This is a genomic window from Plantibacter sp. LMC-P-059a (genome assembly GCF_030209505.1).
Classification (GTDB): domain Bacteria; phylum Actinomycetota; class Actinomycetes; order Actinomycetales; family Microbacteriaceae; genus Plantibacter.
In genome coordinates, this window is record NZ_JARVRZ010000001.1 from 107154 (window position 1) to 123518 (window position 16365).

General features: G+C 68.0%; 19 protein-coding genes. 6 read left to right on the forward strand and 13 right to left on the reverse strand.

Translation table 11 applies throughout. From position 1 onward, the window contains the following. Positions 1-39: 39 nt before the first annotated feature. Positions 40-981, reverse strand: coding sequence for a phosphate/phosphite/phosphonate ABC transporter substrate-binding protein (locus tag QRN27_RS00505; protein ID WP_285040263.1), 942 nt, complete (start codon positions 979-981; stop codon positions 40-42). Between the two features lie 114 nt (positions 982-1095). Next, entirely contained in the window at positions 1096-2001 is a 906-nt protein-coding gene (locus tag QRN27_RS00510; RefSeq protein ID WP_285040265.1) for an EamA family transporter, read from the reverse strand. Between the two features lie 267 nt (positions 2002-2268). Here QRN27_RS00510 and QRN27_RS00515 point away from each other — a divergent pair, with 267 nt between their 5' ends. Together QRN27_RS00515 and QRN27_RS00520 are read left to right on the forward strand one after the other, a co-directional pair. Further along, positions 2269-3075, forward strand: coding sequence for an alpha/beta fold hydrolase (locus tag QRN27_RS00515; protein WP_285040266.1), 807 nt, complete (start codon positions 2269-2271; stop codon positions 3073-3075). Positions 3076-3132: 57 nt separating this feature from the next. Continuing rightward, entirely contained in the window at positions 3133-3762 is a 630-nt protein-coding gene (locus tag QRN27_RS00520) for a maleylpyruvate isomerase family mycothiol-dependent enzyme (RefSeq protein WP_285040267.1), read from the forward strand. Between the two features lie 12 nt (positions 3763-3774). Here QRN27_RS00520 and QRN27_RS00525 read toward each other — a convergent pair whose 3' ends face one another. Next, positions 3775-4194 (reverse strand): VOC family protein, encoded by a 420-nt coding sequence (locus QRN27_RS00525; RefSeq protein ID WP_285040269.1) that lies wholly within the window; start codon positions 4192-4194, stop codon positions 3775-3777. A gap of 102 nt (positions 4195-4296) precedes the next feature. On the opposite strand from QRN27_RS00525, the gene QRN27_RS00530 reads away from it, so the two are divergent. Next, a complete protein-coding gene (locus QRN27_RS00530; RefSeq protein ID WP_285040271.1) occupies positions 4297-5256 on the forward strand; it encodes a helix-turn-helix transcriptional regulator in 960 nt (319 codons plus the stop codon). A 73-nt stretch (positions 5257-5329) separates the two neighbouring features. Here the strand turns inward: QRN27_RS00530 and QRN27_RS00535 are convergent, their stop codons facing one another. Together QRN27_RS00535 and QRN27_RS00540 are read right to left on the reverse strand one after the other, a co-directional pair. Further along, positions 5330-5740: a hypothetical protein gene (locus QRN27_RS00535; RefSeq protein ID WP_285040273.1), complete on the reverse strand. Its 411-nt coding sequence runs from the start codon at positions 5738-5740 to the stop codon at positions 5330-5332. Between the two features lie 48 nt (positions 5741-5788). Then, entirely contained in the window at positions 5789-6301 is a 513-nt protein-coding gene (locus tag QRN27_RS00540) for a PaaI family thioesterase (protein ID WP_285040275.1), read from the reverse strand. A 77-nt stretch (positions 6302-6378) separates the two neighbouring features. Here QRN27_RS00540 and QRN27_RS00545 point away from each other — a divergent pair, with 77 nt between their 5' ends. Beyond that, positions 6379-7170 (forward strand): NAD-dependent epimerase/dehydratase family protein, encoded by a 792-nt coding sequence (locus QRN27_RS00545; protein ID WP_285040277.1) that lies wholly within the window; start codon positions 6379-6381, stop codon positions 7168-7170. 21 nt (positions 7171-7191) lie between these two features. Here the strand turns inward: QRN27_RS00545 and QRN27_RS00550 are convergent, their stop codons facing one another. Next, positions 7192-7788 carry a GNAT family N-acetyltransferase gene (locus QRN27_RS00550; protein WP_285040279.1) on the reverse strand — a complete coding sequence of 199 codons (597 nt, stop codon included), beginning with the start codon at positions 7786-7788 and terminating at the stop codon, positions 7192-7194. Between the two features lie 214 nt (positions 7789-8002). Here QRN27_RS00550 and QRN27_RS00555 point away from each other — a divergent pair, with 214 nt between their 5' ends. Further along, positions 8003-8893, forward strand: coding sequence for an alpha/beta hydrolase (locus tag QRN27_RS00555; RefSeq protein WP_285040280.1), 891 nt, complete (start codon positions 8003-8005; stop codon positions 8891-8893). 73 nt (positions 8894-8966) lie between these two features. On the opposite strand, the gene QRN27_RS00560 is transcribed toward QRN27_RS00555, so the two are convergent. From QRN27_RS00560 to QRN27_RS00585, 6 genes are all read right to left on the reverse strand, one after another. Continuing rightward, the gene (locus QRN27_RS00560; protein ID WP_285040281.1) at positions 8967-9659 is read right to left on the reverse strand and encodes a response regulator transcription factor; all 693 of its coding nucleotides are present in this window, start codon (positions 9657-9659) and stop codon (positions 8967-8969) included. Continuing rightward, positions 9656-10873 carry a sensor histidine kinase gene (locus QRN27_RS00565; RefSeq protein WP_285040283.1) on the reverse strand — a complete coding sequence of 406 codons (1218 nt, stop codon included), beginning with the start codon at positions 10871-10873 and terminating at the stop codon, positions 9656-9658. Before QRN27_RS00565 ends, QRN27_RS00560 begins: the two co-directional genes overlap by 4 nt. Positions 10874-10937: 64 nt before the next feature. Further along, entirely contained in the window at positions 10938-11762 is an 825-nt protein-coding gene (locus QRN27_RS00570) for an ABC transporter permease (protein ID WP_285040285.1), read from the reverse strand. Between the two features lie 28 nt (positions 11763-11790). After that, the gene (locus QRN27_RS00575; RefSeq protein WP_285040286.1) at positions 11791-12693 is read right to left on the reverse strand and encodes an ATP-binding cassette domain-containing protein; all 903 of its coding nucleotides are present in this window, start codon (positions 12691-12693) and stop codon (positions 11791-11793) included. Between the two features lie 97 nt (positions 12694-12790). Beyond that, a complete protein-coding gene (locus tag QRN27_RS00580; RefSeq protein WP_285040288.1) occupies positions 12791-14158 on the reverse strand; it encodes an FtsX-like permease family protein in 1368 nt (455 codons plus the stop codon). Beyond that, positions 14155-14814, reverse strand: coding sequence for an ABC transporter ATP-binding protein (locus QRN27_RS00585; RefSeq protein ID WP_350224079.1), 660 nt, complete (start codon positions 14812-14814; stop codon positions 14155-14157). The genes QRN27_RS00580 and QRN27_RS00585 overlap by 4 nt, the downstream gene beginning before the upstream one ends. A gap of 334 nt (positions 14815-15148) precedes the next feature. On the opposite strand from QRN27_RS00585, the gene QRN27_RS00590 reads away from it, so the two are divergent. Next, positions 15149-15373 carry a hypothetical protein gene (locus tag QRN27_RS00590; protein ID WP_056777810.1) on the forward strand — a complete coding sequence of 75 codons (225 nt, stop codon included), beginning with the start codon at positions 15149-15151 and terminating at the stop codon, positions 15371-15373. A 108-nt stretch (positions 15374-15481) separates the two neighbouring features. Here QRN27_RS00590 and QRN27_RS00595 read toward each other — a convergent pair whose 3' ends face one another. Continuing rightward, positions 15482-16222, reverse strand: coding sequence for a hypothetical protein (locus tag QRN27_RS00595; protein WP_285040290.1), 741 nt, complete (start codon positions 16220-16222; stop codon positions 15482-15484). Positions 16223-16365 lie beyond the last annotated feature (143 nt).

Genomic DNA, 16365 nt, shown 5'->3' on the forward strand with positions numbered 1-16365 from the left:
GGTTCGTCAGTGGGTGGAGGGCTCAGCGGCCGGGCCGGGTCAGCTCTTGCACTGGGTGGCGTTCGTCTTCTTACAGATGTCGCGGATCGTGTCGTAGTACGTGTCGTCGACCGGCTTGGTCTCGTAGAAGACACTGCGGAAGCCGTCGGAGTCGGCCGACGTGACCCCAGCCTTGATGATCTGGTCGATGGTGACGTCGGACAGGACGTCGGTCAGCTTCGACTGCACCTCGGTGGGCAGGGTGCTCGACATCACGATGGGCGCGCCGGGGACCATGGTCTCGGCGATGACCGTGACCTTGTCGGACTTGGCGACCTCGCTGTCCTCGGCGAAGCCCGCCTCGCACTCCACTCCCTCGCCGACCTTGGTGACGCTGACGTCGTGCTTGCCGGCGAAGACCGGGGTGATGTCCTTCTCGGGGTCGACGCCGGCCTCGAGCAGGTTGTAGCTGGGGAAGAGGTAGCCCGAGGTGGAGGACGGGTCGACGAAGCAGACCTTCTTGCCCTTGAAGCCGGCGAGATCGGTGATGTCGCTGCCCTTCGGGACGATGGCCTGGGAGTAGTAACCGGGCTCCTGGCCCTCCTTGGTGACGATCGAGGAGATCGGGGTGAGCTTGGCCCCGTTGTTCGCGGCGGTGACGTAGGTGAAGCCCGAGAAGGAGGCGACATCTATCTGACCCGCGATCGAGGCCTCGATCAGCGCCGCGTAGTCGGTGGATTCGTGGTACTCGACCTTCTTGCCGGTCTCCTTGGCGATGTAGTCCATGAGCGGCTGGTAGTTGGTCTCGGTCTCGACCGAGTCCGGCACGACACCGAACACGAGCGTGTTCTCGTCGACGGCGTAGGTTCCGGCCCCCGCGCCCGCTGCGGAGGCTGAGCCGGTGGAGGTGGAGGCCGCGGAGGCGGAACATCCGGAGAGGACGGTGGCGAGCAGCGCTGCACCTGCGAGTGCGGTGACGAGCTGCGAACGGCGGAGGGTCATGACGGCCTTTCGGTGTGAAGGGGACGTCAGCATCGTGACACGCAGCAACAAACAAATATACCTATGTTGCTTCAGTTCAGGCGAAGTTCATCTCTTGTATGCCTATCTCGACGGTCAGAGCGCGAGCAGCAATACGCCGACGACCACGATCAGCGACGCGGCGATCCGCCACCCGGGTCTCCCCTCGTGCAGGACGACGACGCCGAACAGGGCCACGAGCACCACGCTGATCTCGCGCATGGGCGCGACGAGCGCGACCGGCGCCATCGTGATGGCGATGAGCACGAGGATGTAGGACAGGGGCGAGAGCACGCCGAAGGCGAGCAGTCGGGGCCAGTGCCGTCGCAGCACGCCGGACAGCTCACGATGTCGGCGGCCAAGGGCGATCGAGTAGATCGGGATCTCGATGAGCGTGCAGCCGACCATGAACGCCACCGGCGAGAGCCCCCAGGTGCGCACGGCGTGGGCGTCCCAGATCGTGTAGGTGGCGATGGCGACGCCGGTGAGGAGACCCCACAGGACGCCCGGGTCGATGCGCCGCCGGTGTCCAGCCATCCGCACATCGGGTCCTCCGGGTGTCCCCCGGTCGGCGAGTCCGACGGCGACCACGCCGGCGAGGATCGCCACCACGCCGATCAGCGCGATGCCCGACGGGCGTTCGCCGAGCAGGAGCACGGCGACCACCACGCTGATCGTCGGCCCGGTCCCCCGGGCGGTCGTGTACACGGTCGAGAGGCGGCCGGTGGCGTAGCCCTTCTGCAGCACGAGCATGTAGCCCACGTGGATGACCCCGGACATGCCGGCGCCGAGGAGGAAACCGGCGAGATCACCCGAGCCGTCCGGCCCGCCGGATCCGATTCCCCCGGTGAACGGGATGACGCCGGCCCACAGCACGGTACTGACCACGGCACCCCACCAGAGGAATGGCAGCCCGATGCGACTCACCCCGTGGGCGAGGACGTTCCAAGCCGCGTGGGCGACCGCGGCGGAGAGGACGATGAGGACAGCGAGCGAGGACACGACGACCCTTCTCCTGGTCGCGGGCGCGACGAAGGAGGGTCCTCCGGGCTTTTGTCCTGTCAGATGACGGCCGGCGCATGGGCTTCGACCGTGGCGCCGCTCGGACCAGCCGAGCACTGCTGCTCCGGAACCCTAGGCGCTATCGCGGACGACGCTAGCAGACGAGTGTGACGAGCGAGGTGAACAGTTGGGTCACGGCCGTCTGGCGCACTGCGGCCACGGGCACGGTTCGACCGGCGCATCGGCGGGAGTCGTTAGATTCAAGACATGGTGAATCTGAACGCGATGCTGCCGCTGGACGGATGCTCCGTGGCCTTCCGGGACTCGGGGCCCGGCGGGCGCGCGGTGCTGTTTCTGCATGGCGCTGGAGCAGACCATGTGTCGTTCGAGGAGCAAGCCAGCGCCGTGGCGAACTCGGGTCGCCGAGCAGTCGTCTGGGACATGCGGGCCCACGGGCTGTCGAGGCCCAACCGCTCGCGAATCACGGCAGACCGGTTCGTCGCAGATGCAGAAGCGCTCATATCCGAGCTCGGCCTGGACCATCCCGTGCTGGTCGGTCACTCCCTCGGCGGGAACATCGCCCAGGAGATGGTCAGACGAGAACCGGAGGCGTACTCGGGTCTCGTCGTCATCGACGCGACCTGGAACTCCGGACCATTGGGGTGGATGGAGCGGCGACTGCTCCACCTGGCAGCTCCTACGCTCAGCCTCATCCCCGCGCGCACACTTCCAGGCCTCATGGCCCGAGCCTCGGCCGTCACGGACGCGGCACAGCAGGACTTGATGCGCGCCTTCTCACAGGTGCCGAAGCGAGACTTCCTCGCGATCTGGCAAGCGACCGCCTCATTCGTCCGACCCGCACCTCACTACCGCACGCCGATCCCCTTGTGCCTCATCAGAGGCGCGCAAGATCGAACCGGCAACATCGCGAAGGCGATGCCCGCTTGGGCTGAGCACGAGGGGAACGGCGAGGTGGTGATCCCTGACGCTGGGCACGTGCCGTCGCAGGATGCTCCCGAGGCCGTGACGACAGCACTCCTGCGTTTCCTGGACACGCTGGACGAAGCCCGATGATCGAGAACGAGAACGTCGACGGACAGTCCCGCACTCGAGGTACGAGAGGATGACGGCATGGAGCGGAACGCAGCCTGGCTGAGCATCGATGCTGAACGGCAAGAGCTCGCACGCGACCTCGCACCGCTGGGCGAGACGTCCTGGTCGACGCCGTCGCTCTGCGCCGGCATGACCGTCCGTGAGGTCCTCGCCCACCTGACGGTGAGCGGGGCCGTGTCGGGGCCGCGTTGGTTCGCTGGGGTCGTGCGTGCGCGTTTCGACTTCGACAAGCAGGTGGATGATCGTCTGCGCGAGCAGCTTGGTTCCTCGCCGGCGGAGACGCTCAGCCGTTTCCGTTCGACGATCGGCAGCCGGATCTCGCCGCCTCTCCCGAGAATGGCGCTCCTCGGCGAGATGGTCGTTCACGGCGAGGATATTCGCCGCCCGCTGGGTCTCGTCCGGGAGTATCCGGAGGCGACGCTGACTGCTCTCCTGAGGTACTACGCAAGCACCGATCAGGTCGTCGTCGCGAAGAAGCGAGTACGAGGTCTGCGACTGGAAGCGGTCGACACGGCCACCACCATCGGGGAGGGCGATGTCGTGCGGGGCAGCACCCTGGCGCTCATCATGGCGATGACGGGTCGCACCGCGTACTGCGCCGAGCTGACAGGCCCAGGAGTCGCCGACCTGCTCGCCCGCTCGAGCTGATCCTTGGTCGGGCTAGCTGCCGCTCGAGCTCGCTGCGTCGACGTGTCTTCCCGCCCAATGGGGGCTCTGAATGAGCCCGAGCAGGTTCCCGAACGGGTCGACCACGGACGCCGACCACCAGCCTTCACCGCGTCGCGTCACAGCGTCGATCTCGTCAGCGCCGAGTTCTCGAACCCTGTCGAAGGCTGCCTGAATGTCGTCGACATGCAACGACACGAGCGCACCGCCGGGCCGTTCGAGGACCGGACGGTAGGCGCTCGACATGAGCGCGAGTTCATCCTCGTCGTCCCCGAAACGCCACTCCGCATACTCGGCCGGCCCCGACACGGGACGCACGAAGTAGGGACGCCGACCCAAGAGCGACGAGTACCAGTCGACCGCTTTCGGAACATCGTCCGCTACGAGGTTGACGTTGGCAATTCCACGGAACACGAGGGATCTCCTTCACCTGTCGCGCCGCATCTCGGCCCAACACGTCAAGCCTGACGATGAAAGTGATCAACTTGTGATCACATTTGTTGTCAGAATGAGGCAATGCGGGCAGATCGACTCATTCAGGTGCTGCTCCTGCTGCAGTCTCGTCCCCAGGTGACCGCTGCGGAGGTCGCAGCCGAGCTGGAAGTGTCGATCCCGACCGCGCGCCGCGACTTGGAGGCCCTCTCGTCGGCCGGGATACCGGTGTACCCGGTTCGAGGCCGAAACGGCGGATGGCGGCTGCTCGACGGCGCAAGGACCAACCTGACCGGGTTGACGGAACCGGAAGTCACTGCGCTGTTCGCACTGCTCGGGAGCAACGAAGCCCTGCCACCTGCAGCCACCCGGGCGATCGCGAAACTCGTGCGATCGGTCCCGAGCACTTTCCGTTCTGGAGCCGAACGCGTGGCGACGGCCACCATCAGAAGTGCCGCCTGGGGACACCTCGAACCAGGCAAGGTGCCCGACAGCGTCACGGTCCTGCACCATGCCATCGCCACCCAACGCCGGATCTCCTTCACCTATCGAGTCGGGGCACCTCGTGAGGTGGTGCCGCTCGTCGTCGCAAGCAAGGGCGGCATCTGGTACCTGGTCGGCGCCCGTGTCCTCGACGGCAAGGACACAGCGGACCCGGCGAGCCTTCGCCTCTTTCGCGTTGACCGCATCAGGGACGCGGAGGTGACCGCCGACCGCGGGTACGTGTTCGAGGGTTTCGACGCTGCGGCGGTCTGGGACGCGATGACCGACCACGTCGAAGCACTCCGTGGCAGCGTCCAAGCGGCGCTTCTCGTTGATGCGGCGGCGGTTCGACCGCTGCTGCAAGCGTTCGGCGTCCACGCTGCAGTGACCGGTGAGCAGCCTGACGGCCGATCGCTGATCACCGTTCGCGCTCACTCCGTCACCGGGCTCGCCGAGCAACTCGTCGGCTGGACCAGTGCCGCGCAGGTGCTCGAGCCAGCGGAGGTCCGAACGGCCCTCGCCGCGATCGGACGACGAATCATCGACACCTACCGTGACTGAAGCGCCCCGATAGCCACCGGTTTCGGGCTTCGAAGTCACTCCACCGATGTGTTCGCTGCTCGACTCCCGTAGCTCAGCGCTTCTCGCGTCGGAAGCGGGCCTCGCGGCTCGCGATGTGCACACCGAAGCCCGTTGTCCCCGCAGCGAACGCGGAGATCAGTACGAAGAACGCGAGATCGTCTCCCGCGCGGAAGGCGAAGGCGGCGACGACGAGTGCGATCGAGGCCGCGACCACGAGCAGCACGCCGACGACCTCGCCCCGGCTCCCCAACATCTCCCGCATGCCCCCAGCGTGCAGCAGGAGCCACACAACCGCAATGCCCGATCGTCGGCGCGTGGTCCCTGCTGTTTCCGTCTCGGAACACCACCCGAGGCGCTCCACGAGTTCCTCGAAGTCCCCGCGGCCGAGGAGTTGCGACACCGCGGCGAGAGCTTCGCAGACGACCTCGCTCTGCGCGTCCGTCGCTCTGGCGAGTGCGGTCATCCAAGGTGACCCGATATTCGCCTGGAGCTCAGGAGTGCGCAGACCGGTTCACGCCGGGATCGGGAAGACGAGCAGCGTGCTGGACGCCGTGGCCACCACCCGGCCGTCCGCATCGGTGATCACCGCTTCGGCGAACGCGACCCGAGACCCCGGTTTGATGACGGTTCCCACGGCGGTCAGCTGCCCCGATGTGGCACTCACGGCCCGCAGGTAGTTCACCTTGATCTCCAGCGAGGTGTACCCGACCCCGGCGGGCAGCGTGGTCTGGACCGCGCACCCCGCAGCCGAATCCAGCACCGTGCACATGAACCCGCCGTGCACGGCACCGATCGGGTTGTAGTGGGACTCGTTCGGCTCACAGGTGAACGTAGCGGTCCCACGCGAGACCGAGCTCAGGGTCATGTCCATGAGCGAGATGATCGGCGGCGGCGGCAGGACCCCGTCGATCATGGCCTGGAGGTAGTCGATACCTGCCATCTCGGCGACCCGCGCGGCACCGATCATCGGGTCCTGCCATTCGATCGTCCGTCGGCGGACTGGAGGTGCTTCGTCGCTCTGCATGCCCCATTGTCACCTGTTGCGCTGCGGCAGCCCCGGAGACACTCAGCTTGCTGGATGTCGTCTTGTACGCTCACACGATGACAGACATCGCTGGAACCCGCTGGGTCATCACCGGAGCCGCCGGGAACATCGGATCGGCGCTCCGCTCCGCACTGCTCGACCGCGAGGCGGTGCTCGTCTCCACCGACGTCCGCTCGATGACTCCGCTCAGTCCGCAGGAAGTCGTCACCAGCACCGACCTCGCCGACCTTGCCGCGCTGGTCGAGCTGTTCGATGGGGCGCACGGGGTGATCCACCTCGGCGGGATACCCGACGAGGCCGACTTCCACGACTTGGCCGAGGTGAACATCGTCGGGACCTACCACGTCCTCGAAGCCGCCCGGCGGGCCGGCGTCGCCCGGGTCGTCTACGCGAGCAGTAACCGTCTGACGGGCTTCTACCCGTCGGGCGCTCACATCGCACCGGATGTTCCGCCCCGTCCGGACGGGTTCTACGGGGTGTCGAAGGTCGCTGGAGAAGCGCTGTGTCGGCTCTACGCGGACAAGTTCGGAATCAGCACCATCTCGCTCCGCATCGGCAGCTACGAGCAGCAGCCAGGTTCCCTGCGCGAGCAGCGGACCTGGCTCAGCCCCGCTGACGCCGTGCGCGCGTTCATCGCGGCGATGACCACCACCGAACACACGGCCGTGTTCTATGCGGTGTCCGCGAACACTGCTGGATGGTGGGATCTCGACGCCGGAACGGCGGTCGGTTTCACCCCGCAAGACGACGCCGCCCAGTGGGGCGAACCCCAGCACATCGATCCCCACATGCCGCAGGGCGGGGTGTACGCGACGCCGGCCTATTCGACCGATCGGATGCGACAGTGACGGACCATCCGAGGTGCAGGACTACCTCTTCAGATCGACTCGCCGTGACAACACCTGGCCCGGCCACGCGTCGATACCGTCTCCGACCGTGAACGTCACGTCACGCTCGAAGCCTGCGGCCTCGTAGAAGCGGACGAGATCCCCCGACCCTCCCGCGTAGCAGTCGACCCGCAGGCGACCGACCCCGGCGGCCTGCGCGCGCTCCTGGGCGAGTGCCAGCAAGCGGCGACCGGTGCCCTTCACCCGCGGGTCGCGCGAGCCGATCAGCACGCGGACGTAGACCTCCGGTTCGGTGGCGGCCGGCACGTACTCGAGCGCCTCGCCGAGCACGAGTGCTCCGCAGACGCCGACCGCGGGATGCTCAGCGACCCAGGTGTCGGATGAGGCACACCACTGCTGGACACGAGTAATCCAGCGTTCCTGCCCGGAGGCCGGCTCTGTACCCCATTGCCGGGTGTTACCGATCCGGACGAACCAGGCGATCGCTTCATCGAAAAGCGCCAGCACTGCAGCTGCGTCCGCCGGCACGGCCCGACGGAACCTCACCGGCACGAGGTCGCCGACGATCGACGCAGGCTCCAGCTCGACGCCCTCACCGCGCTCCAACTCACCCGTCACCGTGCTTCTCCAGATCGCTTCGACATGCCGTCTGTCCTCCCCCGCTCATGCCAGGTTGGCACGCGTCACCCTTGGGACGCCAACACCTGCAGGGATCAACCTTGCGGAGGGACCGCTCGCCTGCACTCCCCCTCCCGGCGGAGGCGGCCGGACCCGTGCTTTGGAAGAGTAGGGGGTACACGAAAGCGCGCCGTGGCGGCGGGAGGGGAACGACATGAGCACGATCCTGAACGGGAGTCTGCCGGACACGGAGTACATCGAGATCACCGCACGATCGGGGCATCGATACGCCGTCTGGGTGACCACCCCTCCTGGGTACGCAGGTTCCGCCGAACCGCTGCCACTGATCTACGTGGTCGACGGAAACTGGGCCGTCGGGCTCACGGCGCCCCTCATCGTCACGCAGACGGATCCGTTTCTGCAGATCGCCCCGTACATCCAGGTCAGCATCGGGTATGCCGGTGAGGAGGCTGCGGCGTGGGCGCACCTTCGCAACCGCGACCTCGTGCCCCCGGGCGAGCCGGTCAGTGGGGAGATGGTGGCAACCGTGAAGGCCGCCCGGGAAGCGGGCGCGATGACGGATGAGCAGGCGGACGTCTACCTCGCGGAGCTCGCCGACACCCACGCGGACGTCTTCCTCGACTTCCTGACAGCCGAGCTCCATCCACATCTGCAGTCGAAGTGGCGTGTCAGCGACTCCGGACACGGCCTGTTCGGCTACTCGTACGGAGGCCTCTTCGCCCTCTACGCGTGGCTGTGCGAGGCAACACCCTTCACGTCCTTCGGTGCTGGTACGCCGGGGGTCGCCAGCACCGACAGCCAGGTGTTCGAACTGATCACGGCCATGCCCGATCGCAGCTCCGACTCGACGCCCCAGCGCTTGCACATCACCGTGAACGAGCTCGAACTGCTCGGGGACCTGCCGATCTACCGATCCATCGCGCAGAACGTGCTCGCAGCCGTCGATCGACTCCACGAGAAGGGACGAGCTGCAGAGATGTCGAGCCAGCTCTTGTCCGAGACACACGTGACCGGACTGCAAGCCTCCTTCCTGAGCTACCTGAAGACCTGCCACAGCCGGACCCGAGCAGACGCAGCACGCTGACCCGGGCGGCCGCGGTCCTCCGTCGGCTGTCCCGATCGGTCCTGCGGCGCGACGCCTTTCCGCCGACGCCGCGTCACCGAGTTCCGCGGGTGAACCGCAGTTCATGCCCGAGGATCACCGCATGCACTCGGTCGCGCAGGTGCAGCTTGGCGAAGATGCGGTTCACGTGGGTCTTCACGGTGGCGAGCGAGAGGTGGAGCGTCTCGCCGATCTCTGCGTTGGACTGCCCTGCGACGATGCACGCGAACACGTCACGCTCGCGCGGACTGAGCTGGTCGAGCGGGTCGACGTTCGCGACGGCGCTCGGGCGGTCCCGTGGCGCCCCACTGGATGCGTAGTGGTCGATCAGCTGTCTGGTGATCCGCGGCTCGACGACGGCGTCTCCGGCGTGCACCGTTCGCACGGCCGCCCGCAAGCGGTCTGGCGGGGTGCTCTTGAGCAGAAACGCGCTCGCGCCGGCGTCGAGACCGCCGAAGGCGTATTCATCGGTGTCGAACGTGGTGAGCACGAGCACGCGTGTTGTCGGGTCGACCGTGGTGATGATCTTGGTCGCTTCGATGCCGCCCATTCCGGGCATCCGCACGTCCATGAGCACGACGTCGGGGTTCAGCTCCCGGGTGAGCCGGATCGCCTCCTCCCCCGTGGCTGCCTCGCCGACGACCTCGATGTCGTCTGCCGAGTCCAGCGTCAGCGCGTTGCCCATGCGGACGAGTTCCTGATCGTCCACCACGAGCACCCTGATCGTCGACGTCGTGGTCGCCGTCATGCAGGTACTCCTTCGTCGATGAACAAGGTGGCCCTCGTCGACCAGCCACCGTCTGGACGCGGACCCGCCGCGCTCGTGCCGCCGTAGGTCGCAGCACGCTCGGCGATACCGAGCAGCCCCTGGCCGCTTCCCTGGCTCGAGCTGTGGTCGACGTGGGTACCGGTGGGCCCGTCGTCGGTGACCTGCACAGCCACGGTGCCGCCCGCGACGTCGATGCTCACCTCCACCCGAGTAGCTTCCCCGGCATACCGCAGCACGTTGGTGAGCGACTCTTGGACGATCCGGTACACCGTCGTCGCCAGCGCGGGATCCTCGGGCAGCGCCCCGCCGGAGCGGGTGAGCCTGACGGGCATGCCGGTGCTGCGGAAGAACTCGACCACCTCCTCCACATCGGGGACGTTGTGTCCCGAGCGGTGCAGGTGCCGGTCCAGCACTGCGTCTCCCTCTCGGAGCACCTGCAGGATACGGTTCATGTCGCCGAGCGCGCTGCGGCCGACGTCACCCAGCTTGGTCAGCGCCAGCGCAGATCGCTCGGGGTGCTTCTGCCAGCCGCTCGACGCGCCGTCGGCGAGCGAGATCATCGTCGAAAGCGAGTGGGCGACGATGTCGTGCATCTCGGTGGCGATCCGTTGCCGCTCCGCCACCTGGGCCATGGTGAGCCGTTGATTCACCAGCTGCGTGAGAGCTTCTCGGCGCTGTGTCGCACCGCGGACGGCGAGACCTGCACCGAGAGCGAGGAGCACGACCGGATCCAGCACCGAGGGCGCCTGGGTCGCTCCCGTCGTCAGCACGAGGATCAGGACTCCGAGGGCGGGCACACCCACGAGGATCGCGTAGCCCAGCAACGCGGTCCCGAGCGGCAGCATGGAGGCCACGGTGTAGAGCATGACGGCGGCGGGCAGCGCCAGCATCGCGACCGGGGGCGAAAGGACCATGCCTGCCGTGCTCGTGAGCGCCATTGCGACGAGGATCGCCCGCGGATACCGACGTCGGAAGAGCAGGAGCACCCCCGATACGGTCACGAGGAGCAGCCCCGGCCAGAGCGGTTGCGCACCCGGCAGCACGAGCACGATCGTTTGAACCGCGAGACACATCACGGCGACGAGCGTGTCGACCACCTGCTGATGGGCGTTGAGCCATCGCAGCAGCCGCGTGCCGAGGACGTGGTCGATCTCGGCGGCATCCACGATCGGCTGGGCAGCATGAGCCCTCATACGCTTGCGACCTCCATCCCGAACGGTGCTCTCATTCTCCCCCGCGCCCCGTTCTGGGGCTCGTTCAGGCGTCGCGACGCTTCACGGTGATGGCTGCGACGACGAACAGCACCAGCGTCCAGGCCAGCAGCACGGCAGAGCCGATCCACGGGCCCATCGGGTCCGTGCCAGCGGGAGCCAGCAACAGGGATCCGGCCTGGATCGGGAAGAACCGGGTGATCTCGGTGCCGTACTCGGAGAACATCTGTGGGATCACCGGCACGATGACGAGGAACACGATCGTCGCCAGCACTGCGGCGACGACGTTGCGGATGATGGTCCCGAGAGCGAGACCGATGATGCCGATGGCTGTCAGGTACAGCCCGGAACCGAGGACCAGCCGCATGAGTTCGGGCGTTTCCAGGACGTAGCCGTACCCGCCGCCCGCGAGGATCGCCGGCGCGACGGCGAACCCGACCGCTGAGCTGACGACACCGATGACGACGGAGACGCCGGCGATGATCACGGCCTTCGCGACCACCACCGGCGTCCTGCGCGGAACCGACAGCAGCGTGGTGCTGATCTGCCCGGAGCGGTACTCGTTCGTGATCATCAGGACCGCGAGCACGGCGAGGACGATGCCGACGTAACCGGTCTTGTCGACGATCATCTCGGGGTAGGCGTCGTAATCGGCCTTGGGTGAGCTGCGGTCGCGGAAGACGTATGCCCACGGCATGGCGATTCCGTTGGCGATCAAGAGCAGGAGCGTGAATCCTGCGAGGACGTTGTTCGACGCCAGCCCGCGGAATTTGATCCACTCGGAGACGATCGCGCCGCCGAGACTGACATCGCGCACGGCGAAGTGACGTGAGACGTCCGCTGGGGTCGAACCGGGAATCGTGGTGCTCATGAGAAGTCCTTTCGTGGGAGAGGCGAGATCAGGCCGAGACGTACTCGACGGCGTCGCGGGCGAGTCGGCTGTAGGCCTCTTCGAGGGTCTGGCGCACGGGCGTCAGCTCGGTGAGGAGCACGCCCACCTCGTGGGCGGCGCGGGCGATCTGTTCGGCCGTGAGTCCTTCCACGTCCAGCAGGCCCATTTCGCTCGAGGCGATGGTCACCCCCGGGGCTGTGATCCGACGAGTGAGGGCGGGTGCGTCCGGCGTGCGCACGCGGACGCGACTGCCCCCGTGTTCGGTGAGGGTGCTGATCGGCGAGTCCGCGATGACCTCGCCGCGGCCGATGATGATCACATGGTCGGCGATGAGCGCGAGCTCGGTCAGCACGTGCGAGGAGAGGAACACCGTTCTCCCCTCGGCCGCAAGCCGGGCGAGGAGCTCGCGGACCCACGTCACGCCCTGCGGGTCCAGACCGTTGATCGGCTCGTCGAGGATGAGCGTTCCAGGGTCTCCCAGCAGTGCTGCGGCGATGCCCAGGCGCTGACCCATCCCGAGGGAGAACCCGCCCACCTGCTTCCGGGCGACCGCGCTGAGGCCCGTCGCCTCGAGGACTTCGTCGACGCGAGAGCGCGGGATCCGATGCGTCGCCGCGATCGAGGCGAGATGGTTCACCGCCGTGCGGGACTTGTGCGCTGCCTTCGCGTCGAGCAGAGCACCTACCTCGCGCAGCGGCGCAGCGAACGCTCGGTACTCGGTGCCGTCGATGAGCGCGCGGCCGGAGGTGGGGCGGTCGAGCCCGACGATCGAACGCATCGTCGTCGACTTGCCTGCCCCGTTCGGCCCCAGGAATCCGGTGACCTTGCCCGGCTGGACCGTGAAGCTCACGTCTCGCACCGCGTGTTTGTCGCTGTAGGTCTTGGTGAGACCCTCGACTCGGATCGTCATGTCTTCTTGCTCCTTGGTCATAGCGGTTGCCTCGTGCACTCGACGCTACGGACGAGCGGTGCGGGCGGATGCCAACCAGGGGTTGAACCACCGTTCGTCAGAGTGCGCGATCCGGTTGCGACAGCACGCGCCGCAGGACGGGGGTGGTCGCGACGACGCCGAGCTGGACCAGGACGACGCCGGAGGCGATGCACACGACGACCGTCACGAGGAACAGCGGGGCGGTGACCACCGAGATCCCTACGACAGGAATCACGAGCAGCGCTGCGAGCAGGGCCGGCACCACGGCCGCCACCAGCAGCGGAGTGCTCACCGACCGACGCCGCGAGCGGATCATCACGGCGAACGGCATGCCCAGCCGGTCGAGGCTCACGTACAGGGCTCGCCGTTCCATCACCGCGGCCGCCTGCGTGACGCCCACCGAGCAGGCGACCAGCAGATAGGAGGCCGCGACGGCAGCGACGACGACGAGCCGGATATCGCCGAAGAACAGGATCTGTTCGGGCGTCACCGCGTCCGAGAGCCGCTGCACGGTGTCGAGAAAGCCCAAGGCGGAGCCGGCGGGCACCGCGATGAAACTGGCCAACGCCACCCCGGAGACCTGCCGCCAGGCCGCCTGCGGCGATTCGAGCACACCGCGCATGGCGATCAGCGTCCCGGCATCGCCCGAGCGCGTGAGCCTGCGCGTGGCCAGTCGGCTCACAAGATATGGCCCCAGGAGGTTCAGCACGGCCATGACCGCGACCAGCACCACGACGAGTGCCGCCGTGATACCCGCGGCTCCCCAGCTCACCGACGTCAGCTGCAGGATGAGCACTCCTCCGCCCATGACGAGCACCGCGACGACGACACGCAGCCAGTGCATCCGGGGCGCGTTCTGGCGCATGCGCACGCCGAGCGGGGAGACCAAGACAAGTCGCAGACTCACACCGGCGCTCACGATCGCGACCACCACGACGCCGAGCAGGAGCGCCGCGACCACCGGGGACGACAGCCAGGCGCCTTCCGCACCCAGCGGAGTACCGACGACCTGGATGAGCGACAGGAGTGGCTGCAGAGGGATCGACAGCAGGAGCCCGAGAAGGCCGCCCGCGGCCGCGACGAGTCCGGTCTCACCGAGCGCGACGCTCCGCACCCAGGAGGAAGAGGCACCGATCAACCGCAGTGTTGCGAGCCGGTCTTCGCGACGACGCGCGGACAGGCGGGCCGCGGCGCCGCCGAGGGTGCCGATGGGCACCACGAGCACCGCCAGCATCCCGACGGCGAGGATCCGGTATTGCCCGAAGCCCTCGGGGTCCGGGGCGTTCCAGTACGCCCGCGCCAGCGCGAACACGCCCACGACCACCGTGGAGATCACGGCGAACGCGACGATCGGCAATGCCGTGCTCGAAAGGTCGCCCCGAGCGGGCTTCACCAGCACCCACAGCGCCGCCAGCCGGCTGCTCGCCCCGCCCCGCAGGCTCATCGTGCTGCGGTTTCGACGATGCGGCCGTCGCTCAACCGAATGACTCGAGAGCACCGGCTCGCCACGGCCTCGTCGTGCGTCACCACCACGAGCGCCCGCCCCTGCGCCGCGGTCTCCGCCAGGAGCACACCCATGACTTCGGAGGCGGTCCGCGAATCCAGCGCGCCGGTCGGCTCGTCGGCGAACACGACGCGGGCGTCCATGGCGCGGGCACGGGCGATCGCCACACGCTGTGCCTGGCCCCCGGAGAGTTGGCCGATCCTTCGGCCCTCCAGACCCGCCAGGCCGAGTTCACGCAACAGTGATGCTGCGCGCGCCATCGCCGTACGCTTCCTCACACCCGTCAGGAGCAGCGGCATCGCCACGTTCTCCGCCGCCGTCAGCTCGGGGATCAGCATGCCCTGCTGAAACACGAAGCCGTATTCCCGGAGGCGCAGTGCGGACCGCGCCGCGTCCGACAGCCCGCCAAGCTCTCGAGCTCCGTCGGGAGTGAGCAGCGTCACCGTTCCCTCATCAGGGCTGATGATGCCCGCCAGCACCTGGAGCAGCGTGCTCTTGCCAGATCCCGACGGTCCCATGATCGCCACCGACTCACCATCACCGACTGTCAGATCCACGCCGTCCAACGCCACCGACTCGTCGTAGCGGACGCGCACCTCTCTGGCCGACAGTCTGGCTGGTTCCGGGACGGAGAGCCGGGGACGCCTCGTCGGGAGAGCTGAGCAACGCGGATCCACATGCATGCTTCGACGCTATGTGCCGGCACCTTCCGGCGATGCCACCCCAGGGTTGAGCCGGTGTGGCTCGGGCTCGAGCGGCGTTTCGGACACCACCACCCCCCTTGCGCTGGCCTCGCGGTGGGACTGTCTGACTCACCGGCGGGCCTCGCCGCACGGCCCCGGGGAAACCCCCTCGCCGCGTCGACCGGACGCCCTCTACCCTGATGCGGATGAGCCGACGCAGCCGACGCGACGGCGGAAACGAGACACGATGTCGCTCCCTCCCGCTCCCGATCCCACCCGAACCGCCAAGCGCTTCGTCCTCGCGGCGTTCAGCTTCGTCGGCCTGATGGCGTCCGGTGTCGGTGTGGTCGCCTGCTCGATCGGCCTCGCCGACACCGGCCACCCCGCCATGATCGTCGGGCTCGCGGGTAGCGTGCTCGGCATCGCTGCCGCGTTCGTCGTGATGTGGACGGCCCTGCGCGCCGAACGCTGACGGCAGGGACAAGGGCGCTGCCGGCGACAGCCTCCCGCCCAGCGTGACAGCATCGTCAAGCAGTCCTTCGAGCGGTGGTCGCCCTGTCAGAGCCCGTATGGCGAACGCCTAACGCACACGCCGGCGCAGCATCAGGGCAGCGCCGCCCGCGAGCAGGCCTGCGGCGACGACGACGGCTCCGCCGAGCTGCCAGCCCGTCAGCGCCAGGTCTCCGTCAGCGGAGGGTCGTGCTGTGGCCGAGGGCCGCGGTGTCGCGATCGCCCCTGCTCCAGGGCCTTCCGCGGGTGGGGCAGCAGTCGGCGTGTCCGTCGGAGGGACCGGCTCGACCTGAGCGCCGGGAACCGACCAGACACCTGCGGCGAACGCCACCGGCAGGGTCGCCGCCGTGACCACCGACGACGGGATGCCTGACTCGAGGACCAGGCACTCGAGCGCGAGGGTCGCGTCGCCCTGTTCGACACCGCCGTCCACGACCTCCTGGAACGAGATGGCCATCGGCACCTCGATCGGCTGCCCGGCGGTCACCGCGACGGTCGGAGACGTGACGACGGTGACCCCTCCCGCCGTCACGGAGAGTCGGGCGCCGTCGTCCGCGTCGGCGGGGCAGCCCGCGGCGAGCACCGCGGAGCCGAACGACGGGACGGCGCGCGCGTCACCTGACGTGACCGCGGCGCCGGCGGTGTCGTACAGCGTGAGCGGTGCCGGTTCGGCCAGCGTTGTGGCGGCGGAGGCAGCACCGGCGCCGACGAGGCAGAGGACCGCACTGGCGCTGAGAGCTGCCGAGACCAGCAGGGCGCGCTTTGCGGCGCGGAACGGAGAACGGTGGATGACGCGAGCGGTGGAAGACATCGGGACCTTTGGTGGGTGCGGTGGGCCTCCGGGATGGCTGTACCCGGCGACGCCAGGACTCTCGCTGAAGCGGATGAATAGGGCGTAAACGCCGGGCGACGCGCATGGCACCGTCCGTTGGGCTGCGCTTCACCTCCGCTGCC